The organism is Acidovorax sp. HMWF018, from assembly GCF_003061035.1.
GTDB lineage: Bacteria > Pseudomonadota > Gammaproteobacteria > Burkholderiales > Burkholderiaceae_C > Acidovorax > Acidovorax delafieldii.
This window is the reverse complement of sequence record NZ_QAIM01000440.1, coordinates 1-9342: the sequence shown is the minus strand read 5'-3', so window position 1 is coordinate 9342 and position 9342 is coordinate 1. Positions and strand designations below refer to the sequence as shown.

General features: G+C 57.2%; 11 protein-coding genes. 2 read left to right on the top strand and 9 right to left on the bottom strand.

Annotation, left to right across the window (positions count from 1 at the left end; all coding sequences use genetic code 11):
• Positions 1 to 519 precede the first annotated feature (519 nt).
• Positions 520 to 1407, top strand: coding sequence for a hypothetical protein (locus DBR23_RS18280; RefSeq protein ID WP_060986108.1), 888 nt, complete (start codon positions 520 to 522; stop codon positions 1405 to 1407).
• A 61-nt stretch (positions 1408 to 1468) separates the two neighbouring features.
• On the opposite strand, the gene DBR23_RS18275 is transcribed toward DBR23_RS18280, so the two are convergent.
• Entirely contained in the window at positions 1469 to 1732 is a 264-nt protein-coding gene (locus DBR23_RS18275) for a hypothetical protein (RefSeq protein ID WP_060986107.1), read from the bottom strand.
• Positions 1733 to 1969: 237 nt separating this feature from the next.
• On the opposite strand from DBR23_RS18275, the gene DBR23_RS18270 reads away from it, so the two are divergent.
• On the top strand, positions 1970 to 2350 hold the full coding sequence (locus DBR23_RS18270; RefSeq protein ID WP_146191368.1) for a hypothetical protein: 381 nt from the start codon (positions 1970 to 1972) through the stop codon (positions 2348 to 2350).
• Here the strand turns inward: DBR23_RS18270 and DBR23_RS18265 are convergent.
• From DBR23_RS18265 to DBR23_RS29710, 8 genes are all read right to left on the bottom strand, one after another.
• Positions 2331 to 2855, bottom strand: a complete 525-nt coding sequence (locus DBR23_RS18265; protein WP_060986105.1) for a DUF6036 family nucleotidyltransferase — start codon at positions 2853 to 2855, stop codon at positions 2331 to 2333. The two genes, DBR23_RS18270 and DBR23_RS18265, sit on opposite strands and share 20 nt — an antisense overlap.
• A complete protein-coding gene (locus tag DBR23_RS18260) occupies positions 2852 to 3526 on the bottom strand; it encodes a helix-turn-helix domain-containing protein (protein WP_060986104.1) in 675 nt (224 codons plus the stop codon). Before DBR23_RS18260 ends, DBR23_RS18265 begins: the two co-directional genes overlap by 4 nt.
• 634 nt (positions 3527 to 4160) lie before the next feature.
• Positions 4161 to 4361 carry a hypothetical protein gene (locus tag DBR23_RS18255; protein WP_108499163.1) on the bottom strand — a complete coding sequence of 67 codons (201 nt, stop codon included), beginning with the start codon at positions 4359 to 4361 and terminating at the stop codon, positions 4161 to 4163.
• 259 nt (positions 4362 to 4620) lie between these two features.
• On the bottom strand, positions 4621 to 5970 hold the full coding sequence (locus tag DBR23_RS18250) for a HipA domain-containing protein (protein ID WP_060985720.1): 1350 nt from the start codon (positions 5968 to 5970) through the stop codon (positions 4621 to 4623).
• Positions 5967 to 6284: a hypothetical protein gene (locus tag DBR23_RS29995; protein WP_199226546.1), complete on the bottom strand. Its 318-nt coding sequence runs from the start codon at positions 6282 to 6284 to the stop codon at positions 5967 to 5969. The genes DBR23_RS18250 and DBR23_RS29995 overlap by 4 nt, the downstream gene beginning before the upstream one ends.
• 422 nt (positions 6285 to 6706) lie before the next feature.
• Complete coding sequence (locus DBR23_RS18240; RefSeq protein WP_108499162.1) at positions 6707 to 7384, bottom strand: YkgJ family cysteine cluster protein; 678 nt, start codon at positions 7382 to 7384, stop codon at positions 6707 to 6709.
• 83 nt (positions 7385 to 7467) lie between these two features.
• The gene (locus tag DBR23_RS18235; RefSeq protein ID WP_146186045.1) at positions 7468 to 7791 is read right to left on the bottom strand and encodes a hypothetical protein; all 324 of its coding nucleotides are present in this window, start codon (positions 7789 to 7791) and stop codon (positions 7468 to 7470) included.
• A 160-nt stretch (positions 7792 to 7951) separates the two neighbouring features.
• Positions 7952 to 8125, bottom strand: a complete 174-nt coding sequence (locus tag DBR23_RS29710) for a hypothetical protein (protein ID WP_158276469.1) — start codon at positions 8123 to 8125, stop codon at positions 7952 to 7954.
• Positions 8126 to 9342 lie beyond the last annotated feature (1217 nt).

The window sequence follows — 9342 nt, the reverse complement described above, 5'->3', positions numbered from 1 at the left end:
GAGCTTGATGTAGAGCTCAACGGCTCGGATTCGGTCTTCGTAGGAATACATGAACTACCTTCTAGTAGTCCAAGTTTTCGTCCGCACCCCCACTAACCCCCAGTGGGTCACTTCTGCGTGGAAATCAACAGCCAGCGGGCTCTTCTGAGCGCCCTCCTCCCCCTCGGGATGGCAAAAGCGCCTTTTTGCTCAAGTGCGAAGCACTCACGAGTGAGAAAAGCGGTTGAACTCAACAGTCGGTTGTAGGGGGCAGAGCGCACGCAGCCTGACCCCGCTTTCGGGCGGGGCATGTAATCCAAACAAATCACACTTTTTGCCCTCGGTCCTGCGCGATATACTTGCAAGGCCACCCCTGGGCGCGCGCCGCTTGCGGCGTTGGGGGTCTATTGAGACCATGGCCTGATCACCATTTACAAACCCTCGATCCTCTTTCTGGACCGGTGGAGCTTTGCGAATGCGCCCTCCCAAGCTTTGGCCCGAAAGCGCCAAGGCAGCTCCATCGTGAATGAAGGAGTTCGAATGAAGTTGTATGTCAACGATGGCGCCGTTTTTGCCGCCAATGTCAACCTTAGCCAAGCTGCCAAGAAGGCAAAATCCCTGAAGTACGTCGAAACCGTTGAGGAGGGCGAGAATCTGATCGCCCAGCTGCTCGGACACCGCGACTTTTTCGAGGTGCGACATCTCGCCAAGAAGGGCGCAGCCAGCCGCAACATTGCGCACCTCGACGAATTTGCTATCTACGACCTGTTGCACAAGAAGTCCGTGACCAAGGGCGAACCGTTCCCTAGCGATCTGCCCCGCCAGTTCAATCGTCCCTGGAAGGATCAAGCCCTGCAGCTTCTGGATGTGGCGCTGGCCAACTGCAAGCCAGACGAACTGGATTTCGTGGCTCTTATGGGTAGTCCTGGATCTGGCAAGACGATCCTCGCAAAAGCCCACAGCCTCAAGACAGGTGGCTACTTCATCGACGCGGACCTGTACGCGTGGTGGGCAAAACTCTCACCTCCGCGTAACGTTGCGCCGGCAAACTATCTGGACCGCCCAGCGAAAACGCCCACAACGACCGGCACCAACGCGCGTTTCGTTGCTGCCCGCGAGTGGCAGGCAACCGGTATGGACCAGCGCACCGAGGCCAAGGCCTCAGGAGTCTTTCGTGTCCCTGAACTCGGCTTCCCGATGGATGAGATTGAGGTCATGGAAAGCAATTCTCCGGCTCGGGCACTGGTGCGCAGCAGCCCAACGGTGATCGCCTTCGGGTCTCTAGATGCCGTACAGAAAGCTCTTGACAACGCTTGGCATGCGTACATGGGCGACCCAGCCAAAACCGCCCGTCTGAACTGGGGTGTAGCCCACGTGGTTTGCTTGGACGACATGACAACGCACACGCTGCGCCGTAAGTCGGGATAAGCATTCTGGGGGTCCGGCATATGCCCGAGCCCCCTCCTCAGCTCCAAGGGTCCAGCTTCACTTAGCTGTCTGCCGCGTGCCTGATGAGCATGCAAACCGCCTTGTAGCTCTCCATCACCAGAAGCGTGCGGGCCCCTTGATGCACTCCGTGACCAGAGCAGGTTTCATTGAGCGTCAACTTCGTCTTCACACCCGCCGCGTAATTGGCGCTTGCCACATCGACCACCGTGGCGATCAGGTCCACCTGCACCAGCGCGCTACGCGGTACTACCAGGTCATCGCTGGAATCGTTGACGACAGTCAGGTCGATGCGGGGAGTCGGCATGTTGGGGCGCTGTCAGACCATCAAGGTCTTGCCAGTCTTGTTGGCCATATCGCCCATGCTACTTGATGGCCCTGAAGGAAGTCACACACGGGCATGCCCTGGCGCTCCCCCGAATAACACACGGGCCCATGGCCCGCAGTCTCACTTTCCGGTTGCTGGAACGGGTGCATAAACGCAAACCAGAGGCCGGAGGAAAGTGAGCCCGTTGAACAGATGACAGTGGCAACTCTCGGGGATGTGGCCATCATCTCCGACGGGGGGGAGCAGTATCTACGCGCAATCAACACAAAGGGCATGAACCGCGACACGCTGGCAGACAACTTCATTGGTGCAATCCAGGCTGAGCCTTCACGGCATCCCCTGACCTTCCAAAACCCATATCCCGGTGGTCATACGCTGGCTTGTCTCGCAACACACGACTGTTTGCTGAGCCACGTTGTGCTTTTCGGGGTCTTCTACGCCACGTTCATAACGCGCAATCCATCGGGTTATGGCGGCGACTCCAGGGTGTTCTTCATCAACCCGGCATCTAGGGAGGACAACGCCAGCGACTTCAGCCGCGAGGTTGCCGCAGGGCGAATCAAGGGCTTGGGGAGACCTACTTCGCCCAGCGCTTGATGCGGGCTACCAGTCGCGCGATTTCTGGAGGCTCCAGTGGCATTGAGGGAGCAAGTTCGAGACACCTTTCAAGGGTCACATACCCTCGACGCAAGAGCCCCGTGCAATACTCCTGATCCTTCGGCCTGGCTGCAGCCGCCTTCGACATGAAAAGGTCTTCAACGTCCAAGCACCAGCCAATGAAGCTGTCGGTATTCCCGTTCTGCACCTTCCATAGCCGTTCCTCCCACCCCTGGGGCAGGACTGCAGTCTCTGGGCCCACGCCTTGGGCATAAAACCCGTTCGCAAGGTGAAACTCGGAACCCTCGCCCAGCACCCCTTCGATCTTCTCCGCAAGCTCAGGCGCGTACCTGGGATAAATGTCAGCCTCTGCAGACATCTTGAACTCGGGGTCTGGGTAGGGAATCTTGCCCAGAATGGACTGGCTCCCGATCACAACGAATTCGTACTCTTCGGTGATCGCACCGCTCGCCCGGATCAGATGCTCCAGTTCGTGGCGATTCATGGAAGGGGCCCTTCCGCACCGAGAACAATCCCCTTCTTGAGAGTTGAAACATGACTCAAGATGCTTTCGCGATCCTCTTTCGAGAGCAACGTGGGCAAAGGAGACGCCTGGCGTAGCTCCTGCGCATGTCTCGAACGGCCCAAAACCTTGCTCCACTTCTTCGCCATGAGGATCTTGAGCCACTCTGCGTAAAGGGTGTGCGAATGCGTATTGCCACTTTTCATCCAGCGATTAACAGTCTCCTTGGCTTCCTCGATCAGCTCGGGATTGGCCCGCACCCGCTCCACCGCCTTTTCGTGAAGAACCAGGCTCAACAGATCCTGCGCCTGATGCCGCTTGTTGTCCGCGCTGACCATGATTTGAACCTGAGGCGCTGGTCGATGTGACCGGGCCGCCGCCGTACCAGGCTGCGCTGGATAAACCATATCTCCCGCCAAAAATGCCAAGTCAGCGGCCACGCCTAGAACACCCATCACCCGCAGATAGGTGCCCATGGATGGGCCTGGATCGCCAGCTTCCACCGAAGCGAGTGTCATGCGGGAAATGCCAGCGCGTTCAGCCATCTCGACCGTGGTGAGCTTTCGCGCCTTGCGCAGTCGGCGCAGGCGATCACCCAGCTGCAATAGCAACTGCCGGTGAAGGACGAGAGAATCAGAAGGATCGGGTTTCATTTGGCTAGAATTTTATACAAACTAACTATCAATGTCCATATTTCTAGCCACATGAAAAGGCGCGACCACATAGCTAATGCGACGACAAAGGCTCCTGCTCAATCAACCTTTTGTCATGACATACCAACGCACATGGCCCTCAGGCGGCTGGGGCGCGTCTGGTAACTCGACTGCAGCCACAAGGCGCTGGACCAGCCACATGACCTTCCGGCCCGAGCAAGAGGACCCTTGGCAAGCTTATCCACCACACCATCGTCCCGAATGCCCAAAAGCGGCTGCGGGCACCGCACTGAGCCCCCAACCATGGCGATCTGGGTTCCCAGCGAAGATCGCCCTTGCCCTGCCCTTATCCATGTGGGGCCTCACAAAGATGGCCTCGAAGTCCTCCACAGCCTTCGGACTTGGGGCCATGCGCGTAACGGGCACCTGCGGCTGTGGGCCCGACACAGAGGTACCACAAATGGCCGTCCAGCAGCGCAACGGCAATAGGGATGGCCAGATGCATCTCTGCCCGTAGTTCCCGCTTTTCATGGCATCACGAGAACGTCGCCAATCCGAAAGGACGTGGGCGAAGGTCAGGGACATGGATTCTCCGAATCGGGTGCGGTCGGCTGGCGGTACGTGAGGGTTTGTTTCAGGGGTGCGCGCAATCAGGCATAGGGGTGCCAGGGACACCCCGCATCACCTGCGTGCTCACGCGGTACTGCGCGCCGCGCTTGGTCGTGAGCACAGGGGCGTAGCTGTAACCGCCGCTGTAGAAGCTAGATGGCAGTTCGGCCAGGGAGCCCCCGGCCCGCAGAGCGCTGAGAACCTGGTCGAGTCCAGCAGATTTCATTTGGTGGGGGCGCCACGCTCACCCAATCGTCCTCTACATGGGTATCCTTCGATGCGTCAGTCGTTGCTGGCGCCCCGTTCTGTGGGCCTCTGGGCTGCTTGATGACTCTTATTGCAATTCAATAGCCAATTCAAAGCAGTACGGCAGTTGCTTTGTCAATTTCGATGAAGGAACTGAACCAGCCCAATTCAGCATTTGGATAGCGTCCAATTCGGCATTCAACCCATTCACGGGCTTCCTCTGCTGGGCTCACTTGTCGCTAGGCTTGGGGGGCCTTAGCAGCCGGGACTGGCAAGCGGACGCGTCTGAGCATGTCCGCAATCACGATCATGCGGATGGAGCGCAGGAGCTGGCTTTGTGCGCCGACAGTTTCGCGGGTGGGCGTGCCGTTTGGCCCTGTGGCGTCGCGCATAGTGGCTTCCAGCTTGTCGGCGATGTCTTCTGCGGCCTTATCCAGCTTGCTCACGATCTTGCCGATCTCGCGCGCGGCAGTGACCTTGTTGAGCCCCAGCTCCATGCCGGTTTCAAGGAGCTTTTGGAAAGTCACTTCAGCAAAGAAGGTCGCTCCTGCAACGGGAGTGGCCAGCTTTTCGTTGGGCCAGACGGCATCGCCGTCGCTGTAGACCCGCGTGTGATACACCGCCGTACACAGGAGGTCGTAGAAGGGGGCCACTCGCTTACCCTCCTGATCCACCAAAAACGAGATGTTCTTCAGGTGCGAGTCCGAGTTGCCCACCATCGTGTTGAAGATGATCCAGCGGAACACCTCCAAGCGCGCCACCACTTTGTTTCGACACTGGTCGATGAGTTCGTTGAGCTTGGGGAGGGTGGCGCTCGTGTACTTGTTGAATGCAGGCTCATTGAGCAGCTGGATGCCGTCGAGCGCATGCACGCGGTCGGGTTCGATATGCCCAGGCGTGCGGTCGAAACGCTCGATGATGAACACTGGCTCCGGGAGGTACAAGTGCCAGACACTGGGCACGGTGAGCCCCAACCGAGCAGCCAGCAGCATGGTGAACGTTTCGTTGATCACTGAGTGCGGATAGCCCTCGGCCGTCGAATTCGGCTTGAGGATGTGGGTGGATGGCGTGCCTTTCAGGGGCTCGCTCAATTCCTGGCTCTTCGGATCAAAGAGAACCACCATCTTGTGCTGAGCCCCGGCCAGCGACATGCGCTTGGGGGCATCCTTGTTCAGAGACGCCCTCGGCAGGTTGCGGATGCGTTGAGACAGGTCTTCCCAAGTGAGCGGCTGCATGCCTTTTTCAGGCTGCGGTGCGCCCTCAGCCTGCAGCACCAGGGCCCCAGCCGACTCCATGCCCATGCGCTCCAGCATGCCGAAGGCATCCGCGGATTCCACGTTCACCTCTTTCGCCAGCACCTGGCGCATCAGCTCCTCGGGCAGCAGGTTGTCAAAAAACCATTGCACGGGCCGCGACGATGAGCCGTCCACCTGCCAGTCGGTGGATAGCGGAAGAGACGGGGCCAGAGGGAATGCGCCGGGGCTTGCCAACCAGGTGCCGGCATACTGGAACGCCCAGATGTTGTCGGCATCGCGCAGCGTGCCCACCAGTGCTCCGTTGATGAGGACTTGGAGCGTGCGGGTGGTCATTCACGCACCTTTTTGATGATCATTTTGTTCTCGGTGCTGGAAAGGAGAACCATGTTTGATTTGGGTAAGAAGTGCTCAAAGGCCCGCTTCACAGCGGATGCCTGCGAATCTGGCACCTCCAACAGCACCCGGATACCAAGCTCATCGAGCACCTTGAGCACGCGCCCGAACTGAATGGTGTCCTTGCCCTTCTCCAGGTCGCGCAGGAACACATGGCTTACCCCAGGCACATCCTCCTGACGAATACTGTTGACCTTGCGCATAGCGCGGATGGCCACACCGACGCTCTCAACTGACGTTACCTGTATCTGCATGTACACGCTCCTGAATCTCAATGATCGCTTAGGTTTAAGCCATTATGGACCCTGGAAGTAGTCAAACGCAACGATCTATTCGTTTTTGACCATCACCAGTGGGTTTGAGGCTTAAAACTAAGCGCACCATTCGATTCTGACCTTCAATACATCGTTGAAGCTAGTCTTCGAAGCGAGCGTTGCGAATTTCTAGGATAAGGCTAACGGCAAGCATCCCGGATGCCACCTCTGCGGGAGCTGGTAGCCTGTCATTCTCGAACGCCCCACAATGCTGTGCACCGTCGAATCGAGGAGACAGCGTGAAAGACTGGGGACACCTTTGATCTCGCGCGTCACATTTATCGAATGACGAGTAAGGCGCTCTTCCTAGATCCAGGTACGGTTCTTGTCCCGCTCGTAGGTAACTCTTAACGACTCCCTGCTCACTGTTGCTCAGTCATCGGGAACCAGTTTCTGATGTCGTCGTAATCCTGGTGAGCCCCAAGGATGACAACCGAATCGACGTGGTGTTCCTGGGTGTTCAGGTAAGGGACATTGATGGTGCTGCCCTCCACGAGCTGGCACAGCAATGCGTCCTCATCCATGTTCAGGAGAAGCCTGCATTGAAGGGGGCGGCTTGAGTAGATACCACAGACATCATCCTTCAGGAAGGTACAGGGCTTGCCAAACGCTTCCTGCGTCGCCGCCTTGTAGCTCTCGCTGTCCTCATCCACGTTGGCCATCGTGTACTTCCCTGCCAACGGGTTCATCGGCGCACCGGTTTCCTTGGCGATGACCAGTGCCTCGGCTCTGGAGATCATCACGGCGATATAGCAGCAATGTGAGCAACCCTTGCGGCATGCGGCCAACGGCGCAGCACTGCCCGTGACGCTATCAGCCGCCTTGCGCAGCCATGTCACCCGCTTGGCCACAGTGCCGGCCTTGGCAGCTTGGTCGAGGAGCCGGGATTCCTGCCTGCGATCCACACCTTTGAGCGTCTGCAGCTTGGCCTCCACGCGTTCGCGCAAGCCTTCCCATCGGCGCTCGATGCGCCCCATGACCTCGGGGGCGGAGGTTTGAACCTGCCCACCGGGCACGACGAAGTCACTGTCGGTCTTCATGGCTTTACCCCAACTCCAATGGGTTCGATGCCTTCATCCAGCGCGGCACAGCCAACATGACGGTGAAGGGGCAAGTTGGGGGCTCATGTGCGGATACTTGGAGTAGTTGGCGCGACTGATGCCAAGAACTGGCCTTCCACCGCTCCAGGATCAGTTTTCGATGAGAAAGTAGCTATCAACCTCCCGACTGCCGTCTCTTCCTTGAGGTGAGCGAACAATTGGAGATCTACAGCATGTTCACGCTGCTCGGCTTCAAGGCGTAGCTTTAGATCCTGTTGCAGCTCGCCCAGGTCATCCAGCACATTGAGCTCATACGGCACGTAGGCGCAGTCGTCCTCGCTGCCCAGGAAGGCACGCGCGCACCGAGTGTCGCATGTCGACAGGGCCGACAGGTCCTTGGGGGACACACTACCTTGCTCCATACAAATTCATCAATCTGGCCATTCACGCATACGGTGAAGGTTTCCTGAGCGTAACCAAATTGGGCCATAGCCACATTGGCGTTAGGGAGAAATAGCTCTGACTGGTTGACTGGTCGCGAGCCCTGCAAGCACGCTTTAGAACCCGTTAGCCCCCAGACTTTCCGCTTCCATTGCCGCCATAGACGGTCGTCAAGCCCTTGGCTCCAACTTCCAACTGCTGGTTTTCAGCGTTGACGTTGCGCAAATTCTTGATGACGAGCAACTGGATCCCGATCTCAGCCTGGATCGGTACCGGTATCCGGCCTTCGGCAAGAGGCAAGGGCTCCTGTTTCTCTGGATCAGGTATGCCATGTGCCACCTTGAGCAGCGCATGAAGGTCATCTTAATCAGCGGGCGTAAGCACATTCTTTACCAGCAAGAGCGCCGCTCCACCAGGCCTGGAGCCCTTTTGTCCAAGCCCATAGTTTCCGCGTCGTCAACATGACCTCTCCTGACTTGTCAGTCATACGATTTCAGTTAATCCATTGAGGCTGGATCTATTGGGTGCTCAATGGCGTTCTCAAACGTGAGAAATTGCCAAGGGGGCGGACATAGAGAAGACTGGCACGCTGGACGGGGAAAGCATCTTCGTGAGGACCGCCTGAATAGAGTCGCCGCGTCCGCTGCGCTCCACAATCTGCTGAAGCTCGCCCACCATGGTCAGCCCCCAAGAAGCCGCCTTCCCCTGATGGGTCAATAGCGTTGGTTACTTCGAGCCCCACGGGGTCTGGGCCCAACGCATCACTAAGCGTGCTCGTACCCTCCTTGGGTCGATGCAATCTGGTTCCTCGGTCAGTTCAATGCACATGATGACCTGAGTTACAGACGATCGTGGATGTCTCGAGCGCCGGGGCTTTGCCCCAATGATGCTCTTCCCTTAAACCACCGCAAGCTCTCAATTTCGACGTTATCCAAACAACATTTCAAAAAAGCCAGCTCTGCATTGAACATAGCCGCATAACCACACCGCCCAGAACTTTCAGCGCTGAAAGTTCACCCTCGCCCCCGCACTCAATAAAAAACACAAATTAGAAATTTTACAAAAATACAATGCACGAACAATAAATTTTACGCACCAACAAAACCGCGACACCCCACCGATCACGCACTCCCCCACGGGGTCCAACCTTCAACCCTCAGCACCAAAAGCCCCGCAACCAATCGCACCAAAACATCGCCGCCCAAACATAGCGCGCACCAGGCAACACAACACCAAAAGGCCGATCAACAACCACCCCTGACTCAACTTTCAGCGCTGAAAGTCAAGCCATAGCAACGATCAAAGTAACACAGAAGTCGTTTTGCAAAAACGCATGTGCGATAAAATAAACAGCATTTTCATTAATTTGTTATTGAATTTCATCTGAGTTTGATACAATCCCCTTCGCGGAGAATCCGGCAAGACTTTCAGCGCTGAAAGTCTGCCAACCTATCAGGAGCAGGCAATGACAGCAAAAGTGGTCACCGTGTTTAACCAAAAGGGCGGGTGTGGAAAAA

Bases quoted from the DNA above. Each gene is read 5' to 3' on its own strand.
- DBR23_RS18280 (WP_060986108.1), top strand. From the start codon at position 520: ATGAAGTTGTATGTCAACGATGGCGCCGTTTTTGCCGCCAATGTCAAC.
- DBR23_RS18275 (WP_060986107.1), bottom strand. From the start codon at position 1,732: ATGCCGACTCCCCGCATCGACCTGACTGTCGTCAACGATTCCAGCGAT.
- DBR23_RS18265 (WP_060986105.1), bottom strand. From the start codon at position 2,855: ATGAATCGCCACGAACTGGAGCATCTGATCCGGGCGAGCGGTGCGATC.
- DBR23_RS18260 (WP_060986104.1), bottom strand. From the start codon at position 3,526: ATGAAACCCGATCCTTCTGATTCTCTCGTCCTTCACCGGCAGTTGCTA.
- DBR23_RS18255 (WP_108499163.1), bottom strand. From the start codon at position 4,361: ATGAAATCTGCTGGACTCGACCAGGTTCTCAGCGCTCTGCGGGCCGGG.
- DBR23_RS18250 (WP_060985720.1), bottom strand. From the start codon at position 5,970: ATGACCACCCGCACGCTCCAAGTCCTCATCAACGGAGCACTGGTGGGC.
- DBR23_RS29995 (WP_199226546.1), bottom strand. From the start codon at position 6,284: ATGCAGATACAGGTAACGTCAGTTGAGAGCGTCGGTGTGGCCATCCGC.
- DBR23_RS18240 (WP_108499162.1), bottom strand. From the start codon at position 7,384: ATGAAGACCGACAGTGACTTCGTCGTGCCCGGTGGGCAGGTTCAAACC.